The following is a 23270-nucleotide window of genomic DNA, read 5'->3' on the forward strand; positions in this document are numbered from 1 at the left end:
GTCATCCTCCGAAACCCATGTATTGGATCGCCGGCTCGGGCTCGTCCAGCTCGGGTTCTTCGACTTCCGGTTTGGGCGCGTCATTTGCCGGGTTGGCGAACTGCGTGTGGTACAGCTCGGCGTAGAGACCGCCCTGGGCCAGCAGCTCGTCGTGCGTGCCGCGCTCCCGGACCCCGCCGCCGTCGATCACGAGGATCTGGTCGGCCTCGCGGATCGTGGACAACCGGTGGGCGATCACCAGCGAGGTCCGGCTGCGCAGCGCGGTCTTGAGCGCCCGCTGGACGGCGGCCTCCGACTCGGAGTCCAGGTGGGCGGTGGCTTCGTCGAGCACGACGATCGTGGGCGCCTTCAGCAGCAGCCTGGCGATGGCCAGTCGCTGCTTCTCCCCACCCGACATGCGGTAGCCGCGGTCACCCGTGACGGTGTCCAACCCCAGCGGGAGGGATTCGATCAGATCCCAGATCTGGGCCCCCTTGCACGCCTCGATCAGCTCGTCCTCGGTGGCCGTCGGCCGGGCGTAGAGGAGGTTCTCCCGGATCGTGTTGTGGAAGAGGTAGGCGTCCTGACTGACCACACCGACCGTTTCGCGGAGCGAGGAGAAGCTGACGTCCCGCAGATCGTGTCCGCCGACGCGCACGGTCCCGGAATTCGGGTCGTACAGCCGGGAGACCAGGTGGGTGATGGTGCTCTTCCCCGCACCGGACGGGCCGACGAGCGCGGTGAGGGTTCCGGCCCGCACATGGAAACTCACGCCGCGAAGGACCTCCGGCGCCACCTCCCCGCGCTCCCGCTCGCCCTTCAGGTGCTCCAGCGACGCCAGCGAAACCTCGTCCGCGGTGGGATAGCGGAACTTCACATTCTCGAATTCGACGTCCGGCGCCACGTCCTTCTCGAGCTCGACCGCGTCCGGGCGTTCCCGGATCAGCGGCTTCAGATCAAGCAGCTCGAAGACCCGGGAAAAGCTCACCACGACGGTCTGCGCGAGCTCCTGCATCCCGGACAGCTGGGTGATCGGCCCGAACAGCCGCGAGAGCAGGGTGGCGATGGCGACCAGCGTGCCGAGCTGGAACGCCCCGGCGAGCACGAGCTCGCCACCGATCCCGTAGACGAGCGCGGTGGCGAGCGAGGCCATCAGCGCCATCATGACGAAGGCCGTGCGGCCCCAGACGGAAAGGCTCACGCCGATGTCGCGGATCCGTCCGGACCGCTCCTCGTACTCGGCCATCTCCTCGGCCGGGCGACCGAAGAGCTTGGAGAGCATCGCGCCCTGGACGTTGAACCGCTCCTGGAGAAGTCCGCCGAGGCCGGTGTTCGCGTCCATCAGCCCCACGCTGCGCCGCTGGATCACCCGTCCCACCCGGATCCAGGGCACGAGGAAGAGCGGGATCAGCACCAGCGTGATGATGGCGACGAGCCACGAAAGGTAGATCAGCTCGGCCAGCACCACCACGACCATGACCACACCCGTGGCCGCCATGAGCAGACCGGTGAAATGCTGCTGCGCCATGATCAGTTCCGTGTGCAGCCGACCGACCAGCACCCCGGTCTGGGTGCGGGTGAAGAACGCGATCGGCAGCTGCCGGACGTGGTCGAGTGCCTGAACGCGGAGGTCGTAGGTGATCCCCTCCCCGATCTTGCCGGAGATGTAGCCGGACACCAGCGCCAGCACCGCGGCCACCAAGGCGAGTCCGGCGGTGAGGCAGGCCATCAGGACCACGACCCCGGAATCGTTCTTGACGATGCCGCCGTCGATGAGCTCCTTCAACAGCAACGGAGTCGCGACGACGATAAGCGCCTCCAGCACGGCGACGAGAACGAAAAGCGCCACCTTGCCGATATGCGGGCGAAAGTAGGTGAGGACGCGGCGCACAGTCCCCTTGTTGACCTTGGTCACCCAGGGATCGGGATCGTCATCACTCTTGTCCACCCCCCCGAAGCGCAACACCACATCCATCCGGTCACCTCTCTCATACGCCAAGTCGGCGATCTCAATCGTGCTTAATCGAGTCGATGTCCACGAGTGGGTCCAAGCGAGCACTTTCGGCACTTGGACGCGGTGGCAACGGTTTTCGCCGCGGAACCCGCTCGTCCTACCTGCCGGGGATCCGGCTTTGGCCGTCCGCGCCACGCCGCAGCAGATCCGTCAGTTCAGCCGGCTCACCCGACCGCAGCGCCGAGGCGGCCGTGGTGAGATCGGCCGCGATCCGGTCGAGCACCGCCGCGACCGGATCGGCGTTTCCGGCCAGGATCATCCGCCACAGCAAGGGATTTCCGGCGGCGATGCGGGTCACGTCGCGCAGCCCCTGACCCGCCAGCGCCAGCGCGACGTCGTCGGCGGAGGTCAGACTCGCCGCCACCGCCGACGCCACCACGTGCGGGGCGTGCGACACCAGCGCCACCGCCGAGTCGTGCTCGCCCGCGCCGACGACGACCGCGTTCGCCCCGCACAACGACACCAGTTCCCGTACCCGCCGCACGGCGTCCGCACTGGTCACGGAGCCGGGGCAGAGTGCCCAAGGGCGGCCGGAGAACAGATCGGCGCGGGCGGCCCCCGGGCCGGATCGCTCCCGGCCGGCGAGCGGATGTCCTGGTACGTAAGAGGTCAGGTCGCAGCCGAGCCGCTCCGCGTCGGCGATCGGATCGACCTTGACACTGGCGACATCGGTGTAGGTCCGCGCGGCACGCTGCTTCTGCAGCGCGGCCAGCCGCTCCCCGACCAGGTGCGGCGGTACGGCGATCACCGCCAGATCCACTTCCTCGCCGGTCCACCCCAGACCGGCGCCGAGCTCCCGCGCCAGCCGTACGGCATCCGGGTCGACGTCGGACAGGTAGACGGCCACGCCCTTCTCGCGAAGGGCCAGCGCGGCCGACGTTCCGATCAGTCCGGTGCCGACGACAAGCGCCTTCTGGAGGGTCACCGTTCTTTCTTAGGCCGCCCCCTTGCCGATGTCCAGCCGCGAGGACTGGGCACCGGCCGATGTGTCCACTGTGGACTCTGGAGCTACCGGTGGCCGAACGGCGAGCCGTCGGCCACCGGGTACGTCAAACGCTCATCCCGCGGCCAGATCGGTCGCCCGGTTCTCCAGGTGATCCGCGAAACCCGCCCAGACCCTGGCGTGATCCCTGGCGAATCCGGCGACCACGCCGTACAGATGCGGCGGGACACCGCGCACGATCCGCTCCCACTCCTGCCCGTCGATGGAGTGCATGGTGAGCATGCGCAACAGGATCCGGCCGACTTCGCTCAACCGCAGCGCGGGATCGGCCTTGAGGCGCTCCAGCGTGGCGAGCCGTTCACGGTCCACGGTCTGGCTGAGGTCCGGCTCCGTCAAACTCAACGGATGCGGCTTCGGCCGCAGCCTCCTTGTCCCGTCCGGCGTCGGGCTCTCGCCACGTTCCAGCCTGCCCCGCACGTCGCGGACCGTCTCCGGGGAGATGCCGACCTGCTTGGCCACCTGACGGAGCGAAAGGCCCGGATCGTTGCGGATGAGCTCGGCGGCGAGTTTCCGCCGCTCCGAACTGTCCACGGGACGGATCCGGCCGTCCCGCCCGATTCTCGCCTGGTTCCCGTTCTCTCCTCCGCGTCTTCGCAGGTCGGCCACCGTGCCGGCGGAGATCCCCGTCGCCGAGGCCACCCGCCGATCGGACCACTGCGGATGCGTCCCGATGATCTGGACGGCCGCACGTTTGCGGTCGGCGAGCGAAAGCGGCAGCCCATGCCGGATGTTCGCCTCGACCGCCAGGACGAAGGCATCCGATTCGGTGCCTTCGACGAACCTCGCCAAGATCTTCGTATCGCCCCGGACCCGCGCCACCTTCAACCGGTGCAGGCCATCGATCACCTGCATCGTCGGTCGGTGCACGAGAATGGGCGGAAGCTCCCACTCTGCCGACAACAGCGTCTCGACGTGCTCCGGATCCTCGCCCGAGGTTCGTGGCGAGCAAACGGAAGACAGCCGGGACAGCTCGATTTCGACGACCGGGAGAGCGAGAATGTCAACTCTCGTCGGATCCACCTAGCCCCCAATGAATCTGTTATTCGGCAACTTGCGGTACGACATGGAACCCACGGTCCAACTGCTCAAGACCCGTGGTTGGACACCGAGATTTCGGCAGGCACGGGGCCGGCCGCGAGAGGGAGCCTCGACAGTGAGGATCCCGCGAACACCATTGACAGACCCGTGTGTACAGGCCGTTTCCACTGCCCTCCCGGTGACCGGAGGCGACGTTGCGCTCCGGTGGAACCATCGGGTCGGGCCGGCGTCCTCTGCTCGCCCCTGTGCGATGCTTCGGTGAGACGAGCGCACAACGACATCGGCTCGACAAGCCGTTGTCGGTTCGGCTCGACGACGCCGGAGCGCGCTGCGATGCGAGGTTTCGGAACAGGGCCTCGCGTACTCGGCCAAGGCCGAGCTCAGACCAGTGGTATCACCGGTTGGTTTCTACGATTTCCTCGCGGTCGCGAGTCACCGTCGCACCCCCTAAGTCCCCAGCAGGTGGCACATCCCCAGTGAGTGCACACGCTGTCAGCATGGCATGACCGATCGTTGTCGGCAATTGACGAACAGTGTGATTTCCGCAGTGAGGTCGCCACCCAAGATCATTTTTCGAAACTTTTCCCATTTCTGTTGACGCGCATGCCGTCCAGTGCGTAAAACGCCCCCGCGCGACACCACCCCTGTACGTCCACCTGGTTAGCCTGTTCGCAACCATCTGTTAGACCGTTCGCGGGTCTTGATTTTTCGCCCGCGATGAGTATCGGCGAGTGGGTCATATTTCGTTCATCGACAGTTCTTCACACGAATGGCCGTATCGGTATTCCTTCGTGGAACCACTGCGTCGAATGGGTGATCATGATGCCGATGGGGAGGTCGAACCCCAGAAGCAAAGCGAGGAGGTGTAATGGTGGACGCAGTCATGAGTCATCCGCGCCGACGCGGGTCGGCTGGATGCCCCTTCGGCAGGCGTCGGTCGACGGAACGCACAACGGGAGGCACCTGGTCTCACGCCCATCAAGGGCTTGACCTGCTAAAACAGCAGACTTCGTTCCGGTGGGGCAAGGACGGCTCCTCCGATCCCGTCGAGGATGCCCGAGACGACGGCGAGGGAGTTGGACGGCCGTTCGCCCTGTCGACGCCGCGCCCGAGCGAGCCACATACGGCGATTCCGTCATTGTCCGTTCACGGCTTGAAAACGCGGATATCGAGAACCTTTTGCTTTGGCACGCCTGCTCCCCTGCCCGCCGAAACCAGTGGACTTGTCCCGCTGGCACGATTCGCCCGATCATGCCGAACGGACCCGCAGGTTACGCCGATCGCGCACGGGCGAGCAAAGGCGATGGCGCCAAGGCCCGCCGTCCCTCTCGGCAAGAGAGTCGAGTTTTGTTCCCTAAGTACCGAGTGGTCCTTCTTGCCGTCTGGGGGATAAGGCAAAGATGTCGCGTTCACGGATGTGACGAATCAAGTCCGGCGTGACAAACGACCGGGTCAAGCGGGGTGGGTACGCATAGTATGTGACGTTCTAACACGATTTGTCAGGCACATTCGCGGCGCAGGTGAGGTCACTGCCGCAACCTCGGATCGTGGCTGGGATCGGGCAACATGGGCGGGCACCCGTTCTCTATCGCTTCGGGGCGCAGCTCGTAGTGCCAGGGTTCGTTGCGGTAGATCTGGCACAACCCGTAGTCGGCGCCGTGCTCGGACAGCCACGCCGCGGAAGCGGGCGGCCCGATATCGGCCGCGCCACCCGCCACGTGAATGGACTTCTCCGGGGTGGCCACCCACCGGGCGGCCTCCTCTTCGGATCCGTACTCCGCGACAGCCTTGCGCCGGAGCCGGTCCTGATACTCAGGGGAGCGCCAGCCACTGGTGACGAAGAGCTCGACCCCGTCGTCCGCGGCGACCGTCACGGCCTCGCGCAGGGCGGCGAGGAGATCCGGATCGAGATTGACCACGCCGGGCACCCGGTCGTCGAACACCGTCGTCCCCTTGGGGATGACACCGTGATCCTCGCCCAGCGCGTCACGCGGCTCGATGCGGACCAACCTCGCGATCACCGCGACGACGACTCGCAGGCCGGCGGCGAAGGCTCTGAGCACCCGGCGGGCCGTTGTCCGTACTGGTTCGCTCAAGCCCCGGAAGTCCGTGAAGGCCTCCTTCCCTACCTTGAGAGCAGGGAAGGAGGCCTTCACGGACCTGCCAAAACCGGCGACCGGGCTATTCGATCGGGAAATCGAAATAGGTGTCCGGATAGGGTTCGTCCTTCAGGCTGTAATGCCACCACTCGCACTCATAAGCGCTGAACCCGCTCGCCTCCATGATGGAACGGAGGTGGAGCCGGTTCTTCACTTCTTCTTCGGTGATCCCCTCCGCGCCATGATGCGAGACGACGTCCATCACGTCGTGGTCGCCGCCCATGGGAGCGAGTTCACCGGTGTCGAGGCGGTAGATCGTCAGGTCGACCGTGCTACCCCGGCTGTGCCCCGACTTCGTTGCCACGTAACCCTTTTCGAACATCTGGGGCCGGTCGATGTTCGGGTAGTGCCGCGCCTTCTTCCGGCCGTCCTCTGGCTCTTCCGCCCAGCGCATGAAGCGGTTCACCGCGCGCTGGGGGCGGTATCCGTCCCAGAGTAGCAAGCCGAAACCGAGAGACGCGGCTTCGTCCTTCGCTTTTTCCAGTGCCGCGCACAAGGCCTTGGTGCCGACGATGCGGTTCACCAGATACCCGTCCACCGGCTTGCCGGTGAAGTTGTCCCAGGTGGCGTACTTGGCGTCCCACCGTATTCCGGGAACAACCTCGTCTACGAAGACGAAATCATCCTTCATCCGTTACGACCCGCCAAGGTCAACGCCACCAGCCGGTCGACGACCTCGCCGAGCGGCAGGCCGGCGGCCGCCATCATGCGCGGGTAACGGCTGTAGGAGGTGAGGCCGGGCAGGGTGTTGACCTCGTTGAGCACGACGCTTCCGTCTTCCTTGAGGAACAGGTCCACGCGCGCGAGACCCCGGCAGCCCAAGGTGCGGTAGATGGCCTTCGCCGTCTCCTGGACGAGCGTGCGCGACTCCGCCGGGATGTCGGCGGGAACGATGAAGGACGAGTTCTCGGAACCGGTTTCGGGGCTTTCTTCCTGGTGAATCTTGAAGAAGCCGTGGGTCAGCGCGACCCGGTCCACCTCGCCGGCGAACAGGTCGTCGCCGTTGCCGAGAATGGAGCACCCGATCTCGCTGCCGACGACGGCCTCTTCGATCAGGACCTTCGAGTCGAACTCCCGCGCGGTCGCCAGCGCGCTCGCCAGCTCTTCCTTGTTGGAGACCTTGCTGACACCGAAGGACGAACCCGAACGGGCGGGCTTCACGAAAACGGGGTAGGTGAGCGTGTCGGGATCGACGTCGTTGTCCGACGTGACGATCCAGAAGTTCGGCGTCGCGATTCCGGCGCCGCGGATGACGGCGTAGGTGAGGGACTTGTCCATGCACAGGGCCGAGCTCTGGACGTCGCAGCCGACGTAAGGAATGCCGGAGATCTCCAGCAGGCCCTGCATCGCACCGTCTTCACCGAACTTGCCGTGCAGGACGGGCAGCACCACGTCGAGGGCGATCGTCTCGTACTTGCCCTCGTCGAGGACCAGCAGGCCGTGCACGCTCCGGTCCGGGGAAACGACGACCGGGCGGGTGTCGCCGGACTCCCACTCCGCGCTGGGGCCGTCGCAAAGCTTCCACTCGCCGGCCAGCGTGATCCCGATGTAGTACGGGTCGTACTTCTCGAGGTTCAGGTTCTTCGCGACCTCGACCGCGGACTTGACCGAGACTGGATGCTCTTCGCCAGATCCCCCGAAGATGATGCCGAGTTTCAACTTACCCATGCTGGTTCCCGCTTTCAAATTTCAGGCAATTGACGATAGAGTTTTCAACGGTGTCACTCAAAGCGTGATCCGTGTAATAGGCGGTATGCGGGCTGATGAGGACATTCGGCAGTTCCTGCAACCGCAGCAATGGCTTGCTTTCGATGTTCTTGTCACTGCAGTCGGCGTAGAAGACTCCCTCCTCTCCTTCGACGACATCAAGCGCCGCTCCGCCCAGTTTTCCACTGTCCAAAGCCGAGATGAGGGCCTCGGTGTCGATCAACGCACCGCGTCCGGTGTTGATGATGAACGCGCCGTGCTTCATCTGCTCGATATTGTCACGACCGAGGAGATGGTATGTATCCGCGTTGAGCGGCGCATGGAGCGTCACGATGTCGCTCCGCCGCAGTAATTCGTCGAGAGAAACGTAAGTGGCGTCGGTGGCCGGGACCTTGTCGTACGCCAGCACTTCGCAGCCGAAACCGCGCAGCCGGTCCATGACCGCGACGCCGATGCGCCCCGTCCCGACCACGCCGACGGTCAGGTCACGCAGCTCTTTCCCGCGCACGTCATGCAGTCTGTAGTCGTGCACGTCCGCCCGGCGGATGATGGACTTCGCGTTCCGCAGCGACATCAGCATCAGCATCAACGTGAAGTCGGCGACGCTGTCCGGCGAATAGGAGACGTTTCCGACGGTGATGCCGACGCTCTCGGCGTATTCCACGTCGATATGGTTGAACCCGATGCTCCTCGTCGAGACATAGACCACACCGGCCTGGCTGAGCGCGAGAAGAGTGGAGTTCTCGATTCGGGTTTTATGACCCACACTGATGCATCGGTTCCCGGCGATCAGTTCGATATTGGTCTCGGATACCGGTTCCGCCACGATGGTCGGCCGCACACCAAAGCGAGGAGCCATCTCCCGGAACAAGACGGCTTCATCCTGCCCGCATCCATAGATCGTGATCCCCATTACCTCCTCGGCGGAGGGGGACGCGGACGCCAGCGATCGCGTGCGGCTGCCCGCCACCGGTGCTGGTTCGCTGTAGGTCATGCCCAGCAGTGTAAGCAGCGCGCTGATGCCGACCGGTATGTGGTTCTATACCCCTGGTCACCGCCATCGCCGATTACACGCGAGCGAACGTGTGTCACTGGTGGTCACCGCCATCGGCCCATTACCCGGCGTCGGCCTTGACCGCGACGATGTGCGCCCACACGAGGCGCGCCAGTTCTTCCGGAGCATCCCTCGCCACGAGATGACCCGCGGCCGGGACGCGGACGACGGTGACCCGGCTGTTGGCCGCCCGCAACCGGTGCAGATCGGCCTCGCTGAGCGGTGAATCCCGGCCGGCGTGCACCACGAGGATGGGCATGGCCAAGGCGCCGGCCGTCGCGAACAGGGCGGAGCCTGACCCGAGAATGTCCTCCACGATCTGGGTGTAGCGGCCGCCGAGCCCCTGGAAGTCCAGCCACGAGCGCGCTCGCGCCGGGGGCAGGTCCGGTACGACGTCGACCAGCACGAGACCGCTCACCCTGGCCGCGACGGCGGGGTCCGCGAGGGCGGCGATGGCGGCCAGCCCGCCGACCGAAGCGCCGACGAGGACGATCGGCGCCGGTTCACGGCCGATCATCTCGACCACATCCCGGGCGAGTGCCCGGAGCGTGGTCGCGCGGCCGGAGCTCTCGCCGTGACCACGCAGGTCGAAGGCCACCGTGCGGAGCCCGTGCCCGGCCAGTACCTCGGCGACCGGTGCCCAGACACCGCGGCGCTCTCCGCCCGCGTGGAGCAACAGGACCGTCGGGCCGGTACCCGTCACCGTGCCTCGCAGGACGACTTCGCCCAGGTCGAGGCTGATTTCGGTGGTCGCTGATCGAGTCATGGGGACGCTCCCGGGGCCAATTACCTTGAGCTGTCAAGGTAGCCCAACTACCTTGGCGCATCAAGGTAGGATGCCGACCGTGATGACATCCCGAGCCCGAAGGACTCCCGAGGAGGCCCGCCTGCTGATCCTCGACGCGGCGGCTTCGCTGCTCGCCGAGTCCGGCGTGGCCGCCGTTCAGATGCGCGCGGTGGCCGCGCGGGTCGGCATGACCGACGCCGGCGTCGCACACCACTTCGGCAACCGCGAGAAGCTGCTGGCCGAGCTGCTCCGGCACGGAGGCCGCCGCCTGCGGGACGCGCTTCAGGATCTCCTCACCGGCTGGCTGGACCACGACGCCGACCTGCTCGAACTCGTCGAGGCGCTCCATACCCTCTACCAGCGCGGTTTCGGCGAGCTCGCGGTGGCGCTGCACACGGCGGGCTGGCGTGACCCGGGCAGCGGCATGCTCTCCCCGGTCGTCGACGCTCTCCATGGACTGCGGCACGACGGCGGTTCGCTCGACGACACGCGGCTCGCGGTCGCGGCCCTGCACCAGGCGATGGCGACGGAGGCCCTGTACGGAAGCGCCTTCCGGCGCAGTGCCGGAGTCACGGGTGCCGCCTCGGACGATCCGGCCGCTCAGGTTCGCTGGTGGGCCCACCAGCTCCACCTCGCGCTCGGCCTGAAACCGGCTGGTGACTCCGACCCACGACGGTGAGCCAGGGCTTGAGCGAAGATGCGGACATGGGTTACCGGACCTGGATGCGGTACTTCACACCGTCCGCCGTGCACCGACGGCTGGGTTTGGTGTGCCTTGGCGTCGGGTTGCAGCACGGCGTCCTGCCCGTCGTGGGCCCTCGGGTCCTCGATCACTACGTGGCCGTCGTCGTGTCCAAGGGACGCGGATGGTTCGCCGTGCCGGGCGGGGAACGGCAGGAGGTCGTCGCGCCCGCACTGCTGTGGCTCGTCCCCGGCGTCGGGCATCACTACGCGCCCGATCCCGCGCAGGGCTGGGAAGAGTACTTCGTCGATTTCGACGGCGGCGCCGTGGACGCCTACGTGGAACTCGGCTACGTCACGCCTGAGGAGCCGGTGGTGCCCTTGGGCGACGTCATGGTCGTCCGCGACATCGTGCACCGGATCGTGCGCTGCGCGCGCGGCGGCAGCCCGTTGGCGCAGGTCGACGCGTCGGCGGCCGTGCACCATCTGCTGGTGGCACTGCGCCGGGCGCGCGCCGACCGCACCCCCAGCGGCGGTTCCCTGCTGGAGGCCTTGGCTCGCGACGCCTTACTGCCGATCAGCGTCGCGGAGATCGCGGCTCGCCAAGGTATGACGTTGGCCGAACTACGCGCGGCCGTGCGCCGGAGTACCGAGTCCGGGCTGAAGGACCATCTGCTGACGCTTCGCCTCAACCGCGCGAAGGAACTCTTGACCACGACGCGGATGCCGGTCCAGGGCGTGGCGCAGGCGATCGGTTACGAGGACGCCGCCTACTTCACCCGCCTCTTCACCCGCCGGGTGGGCGTCTCCCCCGGCCGGTTCCGCGAATCGCGGGCCCAGGCCGTACCCGGCGGCTGGAGTTCGCGGATCCCCGCCCCCGACGACCCGCCTCTGGTGCCGGAGGACGGGCTCGACTGACCTTGGACTTCCGCACGGCGACGCTTGGACTTTCCGCGCAATAAGTGCATGAAAGACGCTTGAAATTGAGCGAACACGTTGACTTGCGTGCAATAACGTTCATAACATCGGCGACCGCCCCGCCAACTGTGGTGCGGGTCACCCTTGGGAGAGAGTCATGCGGACCCTGCCTCTTCTCGGCGCCGCGGCATTGGCCGTGGCGGCGACCACGGTGGTACCGGTGCCGTCCGGTGCCGCGCCGCTGGACGCGACGTACACCATCACCGTCGACGCCAAGAAGTCGTTCAGCCCGACCACCGACACACCGGCGAGCGCCTACGTCGACAAGGACGGCACCTTCTACTTCCAGCAGGCGGCCGCGCTCTACGGGGCGAACGAGCCGCGGGAATGGGATTTCTACAGCGGACGCGATTTCGACAGTTTCGGCAAGAACCCCATCAGTGGCGCGGTGAACCCGGCGAACCCCGCCGACCGCAACGACGATACGACCTGGCGCTGCAACAACAGCCCCACCGGCAAGGAAGCCACTTATCCGCCGTCCGGATCCGGCTATTCACAACGCAACTTCTGCGATCCCGTCGGCGTCTGGGTGGATCCGGACACCGGCGACTGGTACGGCCTGATCCACAACGAGTTCACCCCCGAGCCGTTCGGCGCGTATTCGTTCTCCCACTACGACGCGATCGATTGGGCCGTCTCGAAGGACCAGGGCCGGACCTGGGCCATCAAGGACCACGCGATCACCTCGCCCTACAGCACGAAACGCGGTGACACGGCGGCCTTCCCGCATCAGACGTTCGACTACGGCGACGGCGACCCGCGCCTGTTCGTCGACACCGCGTCCGGCTACTTCTACGTCTACTACGGCTCGCGCATCGTGCCGAAGGCCGGCGCCGGCGGTCCGATGACCGGCCTGGCCCACGTCGCCAGGGCGCCGATCTCGGGCAAGATGGCGACCGGCTCGTGGCAGAAGTGGTTCGACGGCGGCTGGACCCAGCCCGGCGTCGGCGGCCGTGAGAGCAACATGGTCCCGGTGTCTTCATCGGGCGGCACCGGTTACACGCCCGTGGCGGACGACTACGACCCGGCCAACACCGGCAACGTCAGCCAGCAGATCGCCGCGGGGCAGCTGCCGCGCAAATCCGATCTGTTCATCATGAACATCGCCTACAACGCGTATCTGGGGCTCTACATCGGCGCACCGGAAGCCGTGGACAGCGTCGTCCCGCAGCGCTATTACGCGACCGACGACCTGTCGACGCAGAAGTGGCGGCTGATCGGCGACACCGGCTCCTACACCAACCAGTCCTGGTACCGCTGGTTCGTCGACGCCGCGAACAAGACGAACTCCACCATCATCGGCAAACAGTTCCGGTCGTACTGCGCGGTGGCGTGCTCCGGCGGCGCGGGCGGCGAGTACACCACGCAGACCATCACCTCGTCCGCACCCGCACCGTCCCCTGTGGACACTTCACGCAAGTACCGGATCGGCCTCGGTGACGGCCGGGTGCTCGCGCAGAGCACCGGAACCGCGACGACCTCGGTCGCGAGCACGACCGGTTCCGACCGCGAGGCTTGGCAGTTCTCCCCCGACGGCGACGGCTCGTACCGCGTCGTCAACGCCGCCACGGGCCAGTTCCTCGGCGTCGACGCCGTCCAGGCAGGCCGGGCGTGGGGCGCGAAACCCACCGTGACCTCGTCCTCGACCGTCGGTCAGCAGTGGTTCGTCATCCGGTCCACTGTGGACTCCGGAAAGTTCCGGCTGGTGAACCGCTACAGCGGCCTCGTTCTCGCCCTCTCCGGCAAGACGTCGCGGCAGGCGGAGACCACCCCGCTACGGTCGTGGACCGACACCAGCGGAAGCACCGTCGGCGAGGGCCGCACCGCGGCCGAGCAGACACTGACGTTCACCGACGCCGGCGCGGGCACTCTCGGCGGGATCCACACCCTCGCCGCGTCCGGCAAGAACCTCGACGACCCGAACTCCTCCACGGCGACCGGCACTCCCCTGATCACCTGGGCGCCGAACCAGGGTGACAACCAGAAGTGGCTGTTCACCCGGCAGTCCGACGGTTCCTACACCCTGACCAACGCGCATTCGAAGCTGTGCGCCGACGTCGAAGGCGGCGTGACCACCGCGGGCGCGCGGGTCATCCAATGGACGTGTACCGGCGGACCCAATCAGCGCTGGACCGCGGCGAAACAGCCAGATGGCAGGTACAAGCTCGCCAGTGTCCGGTCGGGACTGCTCCTCACGACAGCGTCCACTTCGGACGGTGCGGCCGTCACGCAACGCGCGGACACCGGGTCCGCGCTGCAATTGTGGACGATCGGCTGACCACGTCGTCGGCGTAAGTCCGTGAAGGCCTCCTTCCCTACCTTGAGGGTCAGGGTCCCGGCAAAGTCGCAGAGTTGCTGGTCGGCACTGTTCTCGGTGGTCTGGATGTGGCACCGCTGATGCCCGCGGGGCCCGAGTGTGGAGGATTTGGGACGGTGAACGTCCCAAATCCTCCACACTCGAGGTACGCCGGCTTCAGGGGCATGCCCCTGAAGCTCTGTTGATCAAGCTTCGCAACCGGGTGCGACCCCGACTTTGCCGGGACCCTGACCTTCAGGGTAGGGAAGGAGGCCTTCACGGACTTCCTGGCTTGAGGCTTCAGATGAGACGCGGGCTCGGCTGGTCACGAGGGGCGATCCGGGGGTCCGGTTGCGGCCGTGCCGTGAAGGACTCCTTGAGGGACTCAGAGTCCCTCAAAGTTCCCCTCACCCGGCCCGGACGACCATCACGAGCCTCAGCAGCGCCACCAGTCACACCTTCGCCACTACATGATGGCCCCCTTCCTTGCGCTAGGCGCAAGGAAGGGGGCCATCATGTAGTTCACGCGAGCCAGCCACAGGCCACGAGCAGACACCTAAAAGAGGATCCGCTCCAACCCGAATCGCCACTCGCGACCCCTTTGGACCGTGCAATTTGTCCAAATCGGGGAATTTGTTTCGAAAAGTGTCCCTTGTGGACAGTCAAGAACCTTACGGGGCGTACGTCAGGCAGTTCGCGGCGTGGTCGCCTTCGCCAGGTCCGACCCGGACGCTCGACGCCGTGCATTCCAGCGCGGAGTTGTGGCGGCAATCGGAGCGGGAGCAGGCACCCACCTGCGCGGTCACCCGATCGAGACCGCCCTTGGTGTTGAGCGGGACGAAGGTTCCGCAGTCGGCCGACCCGTTCCCGCCACCGACGGTGATGGCGAAAGCGTGGCAGCCGTCGTGGTTGTAGGAACAGCCACTGACCGTGCATTCGTGGACGGCGGGCATCTCGGTGGTGGTCATGACGACTCCTGTACTTCGTGGTGGTGGTGGTGTCGTTCGGTCCTTTCAGGGTCACACCGCTCCCTGCCCGCGGCAATTCGAACGGCCGGGCCTCACCCATCGGTGCCGCCATCCGCATTCAGCGGACTAAACGCGGCGGAGCGGGCCTCATTTTCGGGGGTTGACCAGGCGAAGAGCGGGTATCCACCGGTCATGAAACCGGCGGAGGGTGCGAGGAGAGCAGCAGGCGTGCGAAGCCGCTTCGCGCGCTGGAGGCGCCGAGGCAACAGCCTCGCCCTGGCCTGGACCCTGATCACCTTCGGCCTGGTCGTCATGCTGTGGGTGTCCGGTTTCCGCGCGTGGCCGGTCTACCTGACGGCGGCGCCGAGTGCCGTGGTGTCCGTGCTGCTGTGGATCGGGGCGGTCCGTACTCGCCGCCGGGGAGCCGGGCCGGAGCCCATCGGCAAGCGATCGGGCGGCTGAGTCATTTCGTGGCGCGGGTGGCCAGTGCGTCGAACTCCCGGTCCGGCAGGGTCCGGTTGAGTTCGAGGAGCTTCTCCGCGAGGTGGCCGACGGCGTAGCGCGTCTCCGGACGCTCGGCCTCGATGGCGCGACGGATGGCTTCGACCACGACGCCGGGATCGGAGCCGTCGCTGAGCCCGGTTTCGCCGTGCCGTGCCATGGCTTCCGCCATCTCCCGGTACGCCCCGGCGCCGGAGATCTCCCGAAGCTGCGCGGAAGTCCGGTCTTCGAACTCGGTCTTGATGATGCCCGGCTGGATGATCACGACGTCGATGCCGAACGGCTCGACCTCCATGCGGAGCGTGTCGGAAAAGGCTTCGAGCGCGTGTTTCGACGCGTAGTACCAGGCGCCGAGCGGCAAGGCGATTTCGCCGCCGATCGACGACACGTTGACGATCGTGCCGGATCGCCGCGCGCGCATGGCAGGCAGGACGAGCTGCACCAGCCTGGCCGGCGCGAGGAGGTTGACTTCGAGCTGGTCTCGCGCGCTGTCCAGCGGTACGTCTTCGATGGCGCCGTGCAGTACCGTGCCGGCGTTGTTGACCAGGACGTCGATCCGCTGCTGCTCGTCGAGGACGGTTCCGACCGCGCGGCGGAGGTCGTCCTCGTCGCGGGCGTCCATCTTCAGCGGGTGACCACCCGCGGCCCGAAGGTCGTCCATCTTCTCCAGGCGCCTCGCCGCACCGTAGACGGTGTGGCCGGCGCGGAGCAGTTCCAGCACGGTGGCGTGGCCGATCCCTGACGAAGCACCGGTGACCAGGCAAACCTTGGCCGTCATCCCGCGTGTACCTCCCGATCTCTTCACTGTCGACGAAACAGTAGAGCCGATTTTCGGGGTGCTACAACACGAAAGGCCCATTCATCGAGGTGGCGGACCTACAATCGATGCAATGACCATGGAGCTGAATGCACCGACGCTGGAGGACGGGTGCCGGGAAACCGCCTGACCTACGACGAGCGCGGGCAGATCGCTTCAGGACTGACGGCCGGGCTCACCTACGCCGAGATCGCCCGCCGGATGGCCCGCCCCAAGTCGACGATCATCCGCGAGGTCGCGCGCAACGGCGGTGCCCACCGCTACCGGGCCAACCAGGCACAGCAGGCGACCCGGTGGCGGGCACGCCGCCGCGCCCCCGGCCCGCCCGTCCACGCCGACCCGGATGTGCGCACCCCGGAGGCATTGCGCGACTTCGAACGCGAGTTCGCCGAGATGATGGCCGGGACCGGGGTGCCGCCGATGATGGCCAGGGTCCTGGCCTGCCTGTTCACCAGCGACACCGGCAGCGGTACCGCCGTCGAACTCGTCGCGCGCCTGGAAGTCAGCCCGGCGTCGGTCTCCAAGGCCGTCGGCTGGCTCGAACAGCGCGGCCTGATCGCCCGCGAACGCGACGGCAGGCGGCAGCGGTACGTCATCGACGACCAGTTCGGCTATCGGGCCTGGCAGGCCAGTCTCGACTCGATGACCAGGTGGGCGGAGCTCACCCGGCGGGGTGCGGGGCTGGTCGACGGCCCGGCGGGTGCCCGGTTGGCCGACACCAGCCGGTTCTTCCGGTCTCTGCACCAGGACATGAGCGCGGCTGCCGAACACTGGCGGCGGTCTCTCCCCTGAAAGTCCGTGAAGGCCTCCTTCCCTACCCTGAAAGTAGTGAAGGAGGCCTTCACGGCACGCGCCTCTCAAGCGGTCATCCGCGCTTGAATTCCTCCCAGGTCACCTTCTTGACCTGGGGACCGTCGTCCTTGGCGTGGCTCGCCAGCCCGTTCAGCCCCTTGAAGTAGTCACCGGCCTGCGCCTGGGCCTGCGGCGACATGTCGGTGTCGCTGATCGCGATGCCGTGGATGTGCTCCGCCCAGTTGCCCTGGCTCGGCGTGCGGTGCCACGCGGCGAAGCCGACCTCACGCAGCGTCTTCACCGCGGCGGTCTTGTTCGAGATGTTGTTGACCGAGATGTCGACGGCGCCGCCACCGTCGTGCGTCCCGCCCGAGGCACCGACCCCGCCGGCGTTGTACGAACCCTGGGTGACGGTGAACTTGACCCCGGCCTTCTTCTCCGCGGCCGCGAGCATGTCGGCGGTGCGCTTGTTGACCGTCTTGCCGTCCTCGGTGGTCTTCGAGCCGACGCTGATCGGCGCGGTCACGGTGTAGCGGCCCTTGCCCAGGTCGGTCAGCGTGCCTTTGCCGGGCAGCCCGCTGGCGGCGAGCCCGCTGTGCCCCAGCGACTTCTGGTACTTCGCGTACGCGGTCACCGTCGACGTGCCGAAGTGGCCGTCGACCTGCTTCTTGTCGAGCAGGTTCTTCGCCGCCAGCGCCTCTTCGACGGCCTTGACGCTCGGACCGGAGCCGGGCGTGATCGACTGGTCGGACTTGTACGGATCCCACATGGCCGCCTTGACCACGGCCTCCATGTTGACCGTCGGCGCGGCCACCGCGGGCTGTCCCGCCGTGATCCCCATGAGCGCGGCTCCGGACAGAGCGGTGAACATCGCGGCGGTTGCCACCTTGCGCATGTCTGCTCCTTCACTCGGTGCTGCTCCCTGTGAACAGCTCGTGTTCGACACTGGCCCGAAAGCGGTGTCAGCCGGAACCGCCTGTACAGAACGTCTGACGTCAAAAAGCGCAGGTTGACAGCGTTTGACAGGGCTCCGGCCAGGGCGATGCCGCTGGTGGGCACGGCGATCCGGACACCGTTCGCGATATAGTCACCTGGCCGCGCAGAGTGACGAAAATCGTTGTCACATCGGACACGATCGCGAGGGGAAGCGTGTCGGAACCGCGAACAGAGGAACGGGCACCGGAGCTGGAAGCCTTCATGGACGAGCTTCGGAAGCTGCGCACGCGGGCCGGGGAACCGTCGTTCCGGAAGATGGCCGCGAAGTCCGGCGCGGTGTCCCACGCGACCCTGCATCTCACCGTCACCGGCAAACGGCTCCAGCCGTGGGAGACGGTCCGGGAATTCGTCCGCGCCTGCGACGGTGACGAGGAGGAGTGGCACGCGAGATGGCAAGGCGTCCAGCTCGTGCTCGCCGCCGACCGTGAACCGGACCCCGCTCCGCGATGGCGGTCCAACCGTGTCCTGATCCCGCTCGCCCTCGTCCTCGTCGCCGCGGTCGTCGCCGTCGTGGTCATCCTGCTGCCCGCCGGGCGGGAAGCGGCCGGACCGCCGCATCCCGGCGACTCGAGCAAGTTCATCGCCGACGTGACCATCCCCGACGAGACCGTCGTCAAACCGGGCACCCAGTTCGTGAAGGTGTGGGAGATCAAGAACACCGGCACGGTCGAATGGCGGAAGCGGTATCTGCGCCGCACCGACCTCCCGGTCGCGCCCGGCACCTGCCGCACCCCGGACCGGATCCCGGTCAACGACACCGCCCCGCAGGGGAACGTGCAGGTGACGGTCACCGTGAGCACTCCGCCGACCGCGCCCGTCGACTGCAAGATCTTCTGGAAGATGGTCGACGAACAGGACCGGGAACTGTTCCCCGCCAACAAACCGATCTACTTCTCCGTCCTCGTCCGCGCCTGAGCCGCGGCCGGGAACCGGCGAAAACACCTCGATCGGCGGGGAAAGTGCGCTAGCCGCCGGATTCCCGGCTGCCTACGCTGAATCGGGCGCACGGGAATCACCACTGCCTCGGGAGTCTCCGATGAGAAGCACGAGAATCGTGTTCCGCGCCTTGCTCTTCACCGGCCTGTTCGCCGTTTCGCCTGCCACGGCGGCAGCGGACCAAAGCGCGTTCACCTTGTCCAGCGCCGCGTTCGCCGACGGCGGCGTCATCCCCAAGGTCCACGAGTGCACCAGCGGCGGCGGCAACGACCCCGCCAAGAAGAACGAGTCCCCGCCGCTGGCCTGGTCGGGTGCCCCCACCGCCGCGAAGAGCTACGCGCTCGTCATGCGCGACCTCAGCAACGCCAACCTCATCCACTGGGTCATCTACGACATCCCGGTGAGCACGGCCTCCCTCCCCCAGAACGTCCAGCACGTCTACCGTCCTCCGGTCCCCGCGGGCGCCAGGCAGGTCTACTACCGCGGGAGCGCGAGCCTCTACGGCTACCAGGGACCGTGCTCGCCGTCGACGGTGAACACCTACGAGTTCGTCGTGCACGCCCTCGACCGGACGTCGCTGACCAGCCTGAACTCCGGTTCGTCGACCCAGACCGCGGCCAGGGCGATCGCCGCCGCCTCGGTCGGTTCGGCCAGGATCAGCGGTAAGTCGTAAGACCGGCCGATCATCGTGGCAAAATCGGCGCAATGCAGATCGGGATGCTGGGCCCCTTCGAGGTTCGCACGGACGACGGCGGCCTCGCCGACGTCCCGGGCGCCCGGCTGCGCGGGCTGTTGATCGCGCTGGCGCTCGAACCGGGGCGGGTGGTCCCGAAGGCCACCCTCGTCGACTGGATCTGGGGCGAACAGCCCCCCGCCGACGCGACGAACGCCTTGCAGCGCTTGGTTTCCCGCCTCCGGAAGGTACTGCCGGACGGCGTCGTCGAGGGGCAGACCGACGGCTACCGGCTGAAGGTGGCGCCCGACGACGTCGACGCGGTGCGGTTCGAACGCCTCATCGGCCATGTCCGCGGTGACGCGGAGCCGCGGCGGCTGCGTGAGGCTCTCGCCCTGTGGCGCGGCGCGGCCATGCAGGACGTCGGCCTGCCGGACAGCGGCGCGTTCGACGCGGCGGTCACCCGGCTCGAAGGGCTGCGCCTGACGGCCTTGGAGGATCGGTTCGACGCGGAGATCGACCTCGGCCACAGCGCGGAGGTGGTCACGGAACTGACCGACCTGGTGGCCGCGCATCCGCTGCGCGAGCGGCTCGTCGCCGCGCTGATGCGGGCACTCGCCGCGACCGGACGCGACACCGAGGCGCTGCTCGTCTACCAGCGCACGCGGGAAGCCTTGGCCGACGCGCTGGGTGTCGATCCCTCGCCGGAGCTGTCCGCGGTGCACGTCGCGCTGCTGCGCGGCGAACTGGGACGGCGGGAGGAGAACCGCAAGACCAACGTGCGCGCCGAACTGACCAGCTTCGTCGGCAAGGACGCCGATGTCGCCGCCGTACGCGATCTCGTCGCCGAGCACCGGCTCACCACCCTGATCGGGCCGGGCGGTTCGGGAAAGACCAGGCTCGCCACCGAAACCGTGCGCACCCTGCTCGGTGGTGTCCCGGACGGGGCCTGGCTGGTGGAGCTCGCGGCCATCGGCGCCGAAAGCGGCACAGGACGGCCTGACGGGAACAACATCGCGCAGGCGACGCTCGCCGCGCTCAGCCTGCGGGACCCGCTGCTCGCCGACAACCCGAACCCCGAGCCGACCGGCCGCGTCGTCGCCGCGATCCGCGACCGCGAAGTACTGCTGATCCTGGACAACTGCGAGCACGTGATCGAATCGGCCGCGGCCTTCGCCCATCGTGTGCTCGGGGAATGCCGACGGCTGCGGATCCTCGCGACGAGCCGGGAACCGCTCGGCATCACCGGTGAGGCACTGTGGCACGTCGTCCCGCTGGCCCTGCCGGATCGGCACGCCGATCCCGGTGAGATCGAGTCCTCCCCCGCCGTCCGGCTGCTGAAGGACCGGGCGAGCGTGGTGCGCAAGGATTTCGTGGCCGACGAGAACACGTTGGCGACGATGGCGCGCGTCTGCCGGGTACTGGACGGGATGCCGCTGGCGATCGAGCTGGCCGCGGCCAGGTTGCGCACCATGTCCATCGATCAGCTCGCCAACCGGCTCGACGACCGGTTCCGCCTGCTGACCGGCGGCAGCCGGACCGCGCTGCCCCGGCACCGGACGCTACGCGCGATGGTCGACTGGAGCTGGGAACTGCTGACCGACGCCGAACGGACGGTCCTGTGCCGTCTCTCGGTGTTCTCGGGCGGCGCGAGCCTGGAGGCGGCCGAGCGGGTCTGCGTCGGCGAGGCCGTCGAGCAGTACGAGGTACTCGAGCTGCTCACCGCGCTGACCGAAAAATCGCTGCTGGTCGCCGCGGGCGACGAGGCACCGCGCTACCGGATGCTCGGCACCATCAAGGAATACGCCGAGCAGCGGCTCGCCGAGGCAGGCGAAACGGTACTGGCGCGCCACGCGCATCTCGCCTATTTCACCGAACTCGCCGAGGCCGCGGAGCCGATGCTTCGCCGTGCCGAGCAGCTGGAGTGGCTCGCCAAACTCAATGCCGAACAAGACAACATCAGTTCCGCGATGCGCGGCGCGCTCGCGGCGGGCGAGGCGCCCGAGGCGATGCGGCTCGCGGCCGCCTGCGGCTGGTACTGGTGGCTCGGCGGGCACCGGACCGAAGGCATGGAGCTGGTCTCCGCGGCCGTCGACCTCCCCGGTGAGGTGGCCGACGGGGTCGGAGCCGTGGTGTACGGGCTCGTCTCGCTGTTCGTGAGCTCCGGCTACGCCGACGAGAACACCGCCGCGAAGTGGATCCACGAGTCGTACCGGCTCAGCCAGAGCGCCGAGACGAAACACCCGCTGACGGGGCTCGTCGTCCCGCTGGAACGCATGCTGACCGGGTCGGACGCGTTGGTCGCGTGGGAACCGGTACTGGCCGACGAAGACCCCTGGGTCCGCGCGCTGGCCAGGTTGCACCTCGGCAAGATGCGGATCGCGCTCGGTCATCCCGGCCGGGAGGCGGAGACCTATCTCGAACAGGCGCTCACCGAGTTCCGGGCGCTCGGCGAGCGGTTCGGCATCTCGTTCGCGCTGACCGAGCTGGCCGACCGGATGGCGATGCGCGGCGAGTTCGCCAGCGCGTGCGAGTACTACGAACAGGCGGTCACGGTCGTGACCGAGGTCGGATCCGTCGAGGACCTCATCCGGCTGCGCTCGCGGCTCGCCCAGCTGTATTGGCTGCGGGGTGACGAGGACGCCAGCGCGGCCGCCGGTGCCGAGGCGATGCGGTACGCGGAACAGGTCACCTGGCCGGGCACGCTCGGCATGCTGGCCCTCGCGCGGGCGGAACTCGCCCACTGGCGCGGTGAAGCCGAAGAAGCATCGCGGCAACTCGGCATCGCGACGACCGTGATGGGGGCCGAAGCGGATCTGGGGCATGTCCGCGCCATCACGCACGACCTGCTGGGCTACCTGGCCGACGATCTAGACGAGGCCCGCAAGCATCGCGAGGCGGCCTGCCAGGCGGCGACCGAGACGCAGTTCCTGCCCCTGATCGCGCAGATCCTCGTCGGGGTCGCCGACCTGGCGCTGCGCCGCGACGAGCCCGAGCAGGCCGCGCGGCTGCTGGGGGCGGCCGACGAACTGCGCGGGCTGCCGGATCGTGCCCACCCGGACGTGGCCAGGATCGAGCAGACGACGCTGCGCCGCCTCGGCGAAGCGAAGTTCGCGGAGGCGGCGCAGGAGGGGGCGCGGACGAGCTGGACCACGTTGGCCGAGGTCACGCTCGCTTCTTGAAGGTGGAAGACGCCCACAGGTACCCGACGAGCGCGATCCCGACGCTCCACGCGAGTGCGGGGATCACGTCACCGGCGGCCGGTGCGCCGTTGAGGAGCCCGCGCAGGGTCTCGATGATCGGGGTGAAGGGCTGGTACTCCGCGAACTCACGGAGTCCGGGCCCCATCTTCTCCGCCGGCACGATCGCGCTGCTGAAGAACGGCAGCATGACCAGCGGCACGGACGCCATGCCCGCGGTTTCCGGCGACTTCGCCGCGAGACCCAGCGCGACCGTGAGCCAGCCGGCCGCGACACCGAGGAGCACGACGACACCGAGCACGCCGAGCCAGTCGAGGAAGCTCGCGGACGGGGCGAAACCCAGCAGGAAGGCCACACCGACAAGCGCCACGATGGCGACCAGGTTGGTCAGCACACTCGCCACGACGTGCCCGGTCAGCACCGCGCCGCGGGAGACGTCCATGACCTTGAACCGGTTGATGATGCCCTTCGTCATGTCGGAGTTCACCGCGGTCGCGGTGGCACCGAGGCCGTAGCAGACGGCCAGCAGCATCAATCCCGGCGTCGCGTAGTCGATGTAGTCGACGCCGACGCTGAACGCGTCGCCGAAGACGTAGACGAACATCAGCATCATGACGACCGGCATCAGGACGGCGTTGAACACCGAGGTCGGATTGCGGGTGATGTGCTTGAAGTTGCGGCGCAGCATCAC

General features: G+C 67.5%; 20 protein-coding genes. 8 read left to right on the forward strand and 12 right to left on the reverse strand.

All coding sequences use genetic code 11. The features are described from left to right. Position 1: 1 nt before the first annotated feature. From ACZ7KI_RS01015 to ACZ7KI_RS01050, 8 genes are all read right to left on the reverse strand, one after another. Positions 2–1954: an ABC transporter ATP-binding protein gene (locus ACZ7KI_RS01015; RefSeq protein WP_470271209.1), complete on the reverse strand. Its 1953-nt coding sequence runs from the start codon at positions 1952–1954 to the stop codon at positions 2–4. A 136-nt stretch (positions 1955–2090) separates the two neighbouring features. Further along, entirely contained in the window at positions 2091–2918 is an 828-nt protein-coding gene (locus ACZ7KI_RS01020; RefSeq protein ID WP_470271210.1) for a prephenate dehydrogenase, read from the reverse strand. 132 nt (positions 2919–3050) lie between these two features. Then, positions 3051–4016: a ParB/RepB/Spo0J family partition protein gene (locus ACZ7KI_RS01025; RefSeq protein ID WP_470271211.1), complete on the reverse strand. Its 966-nt coding sequence runs from the start codon at positions 4014–4016 to the stop codon at positions 3051–3053. Between the two features lie 1544 nt (positions 4017–5560). Beyond that, positions 5561–6130, reverse strand: a complete 570-nt coding sequence (locus ACZ7KI_RS01030; RefSeq protein WP_470271212.1) for a M15 family metallopeptidase — start codon at positions 6128–6130, stop codon at positions 5561–5563. Between the two features lie 85 nt (positions 6131–6215). Continuing rightward, positions 6216–6824, reverse strand: a complete 609-nt coding sequence (vanX, locus tag ACZ7KI_RS01035; RefSeq protein WP_470271213.1) for a D-Ala-D-Ala dipeptidase VanX — start codon at positions 6822–6824, stop codon at positions 6216–6218. Next, entirely contained in the window at positions 6821–7861 is a 1041-nt protein-coding gene (gene vanA, locus ACZ7KI_RS01040; RefSeq protein WP_470271214.1) for a D-alanine--(R)-lactate ligase, read from the reverse strand. The genes vanX and vanA overlap by 4 nt, the downstream gene beginning before the upstream one ends. Then, positions 7854–8813, reverse strand: coding sequence for a D-lactate dehydrogenase VanH (gene vanH / locus ACZ7KI_RS01045; protein ID WP_470271433.1), 960 nt, complete (start codon positions 8811–8813; stop codon positions 7854–7856). The genes vanA and vanH overlap by 8 nt, the downstream gene beginning before the upstream one ends. A 202-nt stretch (positions 8814–9015) precedes the next feature. Beyond that, positions 9016–9720, reverse strand: coding sequence for an alpha/beta fold hydrolase (locus ACZ7KI_RS01050; protein WP_470271215.1), 705 nt, complete (start codon positions 9718–9720; stop codon positions 9016–9018). A gap of 82 nt (positions 9721–9802) precedes the next feature. On the opposite strand from ACZ7KI_RS01050, the gene ACZ7KI_RS01055 reads away from it, so the two are divergent. The 3 genes from ACZ7KI_RS01055 (at position 9803) to ACZ7KI_RS01065 (ending at position 13678) form a co-directional block, all read left to right on the forward strand. Next, positions 9803–10420 (forward strand): TetR/AcrR family transcriptional regulator, encoded by a 618-nt coding sequence (locus tag ACZ7KI_RS01055; protein ID WP_470271434.1) that lies wholly within the window; start codon positions 9803–9805, stop codon positions 10418–10420. 8 nt (positions 10421–10428) lie between these two features. After that, entirely contained in the window at positions 10429–11340 is a 912-nt protein-coding gene (locus ACZ7KI_RS01060) for a helix-turn-helix domain-containing protein (protein ID WP_470271216.1), read from the forward strand. Positions 11341–11497: 157 nt separating this feature from the next. Then, positions 11498–13678, forward strand: coding sequence for an RICIN domain-containing protein (locus ACZ7KI_RS01065; protein WP_470271217.1), 2181 nt, complete (start codon positions 11498–11500; stop codon positions 13676–13678). A gap of 689 nt (positions 13679–14367) precedes the next feature. Here ACZ7KI_RS01065 and ACZ7KI_RS01070 read toward each other — a convergent pair. Continuing rightward, positions 14368–14664 (reverse strand): DUF1540 domain-containing protein, encoded by a 297-nt coding sequence (locus ACZ7KI_RS01070; protein WP_016331847.1) that lies wholly within the window; start codon positions 14662–14664, stop codon positions 14368–14370. Between the two features lie 228 nt (positions 14665–14892). Here ACZ7KI_RS01070 and ACZ7KI_RS01075 point away from each other — a divergent pair, with 228 nt between their 5' ends. Beyond that, complete coding sequence (locus ACZ7KI_RS01075; protein WP_470271218.1) at positions 14893–15126, forward strand: hypothetical protein; 234 nt, start codon at positions 14893–14895, stop codon at positions 15124–15126. Position 15127: 1 nt separating this feature from the next. Here the strand turns inward: ACZ7KI_RS01075 and ACZ7KI_RS01080 are convergent, their stop codons facing one another. Continuing rightward, positions 15128–15943, reverse strand: a complete 816-nt coding sequence (locus tag ACZ7KI_RS01080) for an oxidoreductase (RefSeq protein ID WP_470271219.1) — start codon at positions 15941–15943, stop codon at positions 15128–15130. A 150-nt stretch (positions 15944–16093) separates the two neighbouring features. Between ACZ7KI_RS01080 and ACZ7KI_RS01085 the strand changes: the two genes are divergently transcribed. Continuing rightward, a complete protein-coding gene (locus ACZ7KI_RS01085) occupies positions 16094–16774 on the forward strand; it encodes a GbsR/MarR family transcriptional regulator (protein WP_470271220.1) in 681 nt (226 codons plus the stop codon). Positions 16775–16847: 73 nt separating this feature from the next. Here the strand turns inward: ACZ7KI_RS01085 and ACZ7KI_RS01090 are convergent, their stop codons facing one another. Then, positions 16848–17669: a peptidoglycan-binding domain-containing protein gene (locus ACZ7KI_RS01090; protein WP_470271221.1), complete on the reverse strand. Its 822-nt coding sequence runs from the start codon at positions 17667–17669 to the stop codon at positions 16848–16850. Between the two features lie 302 nt (positions 17670–17971). Here ACZ7KI_RS01090 and ACZ7KI_RS01095 point away from each other — a divergent pair, with 302 nt between their 5' ends. The 3 genes from ACZ7KI_RS01095 to ACZ7KI_RS01105 all read left to right on the forward strand — a co-directional run bounded on the left by ACZ7KI_RS01095 (position 17972) and on the right by ACZ7KI_RS01105 (position 22561). Further along, on the forward strand, positions 17972–18685 hold the full coding sequence (locus tag ACZ7KI_RS01095) for an NBR1-Ig-like domain-containing protein (protein WP_470271222.1): 714 nt from the start codon (positions 17972–17974) through the stop codon (positions 18683–18685). Positions 18686–18806: 121 nt separating this feature from the next. Beyond that, positions 18807–19379, forward strand: coding sequence for a YbhB/YbcL family Raf kinase inhibitor-like protein (locus ACZ7KI_RS01100; RefSeq protein ID WP_470271223.1), 573 nt, complete (start codon positions 18807–18809; stop codon positions 19377–19379). 32 nt (positions 19380–19411) lie between these two features. Further along, positions 19412–22561: an AfsR/SARP family transcriptional regulator gene (locus ACZ7KI_RS01105; protein ID WP_470271224.1), complete on the forward strand. Its 3150-nt coding sequence runs from the start codon at positions 19412–19414 to the stop codon at positions 22559–22561. On the opposite strand, the gene ACZ7KI_RS01110 is transcribed toward ACZ7KI_RS01105, so the two are convergent. Continuing rightward, on the reverse strand, positions 22545–23267 hold the full coding sequence (locus ACZ7KI_RS01110) for an ABC transporter permease (RefSeq protein WP_470271435.1): 723 nt from the start codon (positions 23265–23267) through the stop codon (positions 22545–22547). The genes ACZ7KI_RS01105 and ACZ7KI_RS01110 overlap by 17 nt on opposite strands. Between the last annotated feature and the right edge of the window lie 3 nt (positions 23268–23270).

Source organism: Amycolatopsis sp. NPDC039088 (assembly GCF_055598845.1).

Excerpts from the sequence above, each read along its gene's own strand:
- ACZ7KI_RS01065 (WP_470271217.1), top strand. The coding sequence starts at position 11,498 with ATGCGGACCCTGCCTCTTCTCGGCGCCGCGGCATTGGCCGTGGCGGCG.
- ACZ7KI_RS01100 (WP_470271223.1), top strand. The coding sequence starts at position 18,807 with ATGAGAAGCACGAGAATCGTGTTCCGCGCCTTGCTCTTCACCGGCCTG.
- ACZ7KI_RS01090 (WP_470271221.1), bottom strand. The coding sequence starts at position 17,669 with ATGCGCAAGGTGGCAACCGCCGCGATGTTCACCGCTCTGTCCGGAGCC.
- ACZ7KI_RS01055 (WP_470271434.1), top strand. The coding sequence starts at position 9,803 with ATGACATCCCGAGCCCGAAGGACTCCCGAGGAGGCCCGCCTGCTGATC.
- ACZ7KI_RS01105 (WP_470271224.1), top strand. The coding sequence starts at position 19,412 with ATGCAGATCGGGATGCTGGGCCCCTTCGAGGTTCGCACGGACGACGGC.
- vanH (WP_470271433.1), bottom strand. The coding sequence starts at position 8,813 with ATGGGGATCACGATCTATGGATGCGGGCAGGATGAAGCCGTCTTGTTC.
- ACZ7KI_RS01080 (WP_470271219.1), bottom strand. The coding sequence starts at position 15,943 with ATGACGGCCAAGGTTTGCCTGGTCACCGGTGCTTCGTCAGGGATCGGC.
- ACZ7KI_RS01070 (WP_016331847.1), bottom strand. The coding sequence starts at position 14,664 with ATGACCACCACCGAGATGCCCGCCGTCCACGAATGCACGGTCAGTGGC.
- ACZ7KI_RS01095 (WP_470271222.1), top strand. The coding sequence starts at position 17,972 with ATGGACGAGCTTCGGAAGCTGCGCACGCGGGCCGGGGAACCGTCGTTC.
- vanA (WP_470271214.1), bottom strand. The coding sequence starts at position 7,861 with ATGGGTAAGTTGAAACTCGGCATCATCTTCGGGGGATCTGGCGAAGAG.
- ACZ7KI_RS01015 (WP_470271209.1), bottom strand. The coding sequence starts at position 1,954 with ATGGATGTGGTGTTGCGCTTCGGGGGGGTGGACAAGAGTGATGACGAT.
- vanX (WP_470271213.1), bottom strand. The coding sequence starts at position 6,824 with ATGAAGGATGATTTCGTCTTCGTAGACGAGGTTGTTCCCGGAATACGG.
- ACZ7KI_RS01110 (WP_470271435.1), bottom strand. The coding sequence starts at position 23,267 with ATGCTGCGCCGCAACTTCAAGCACATCACCCGCAATCCGACCTCGGTG.
- ACZ7KI_RS01050 (WP_470271215.1), bottom strand. The coding sequence starts at position 9,720 with ATGACTCGATCAGCGACCACCGAAATCAGCCTCGACCTGGGCGAAGTC.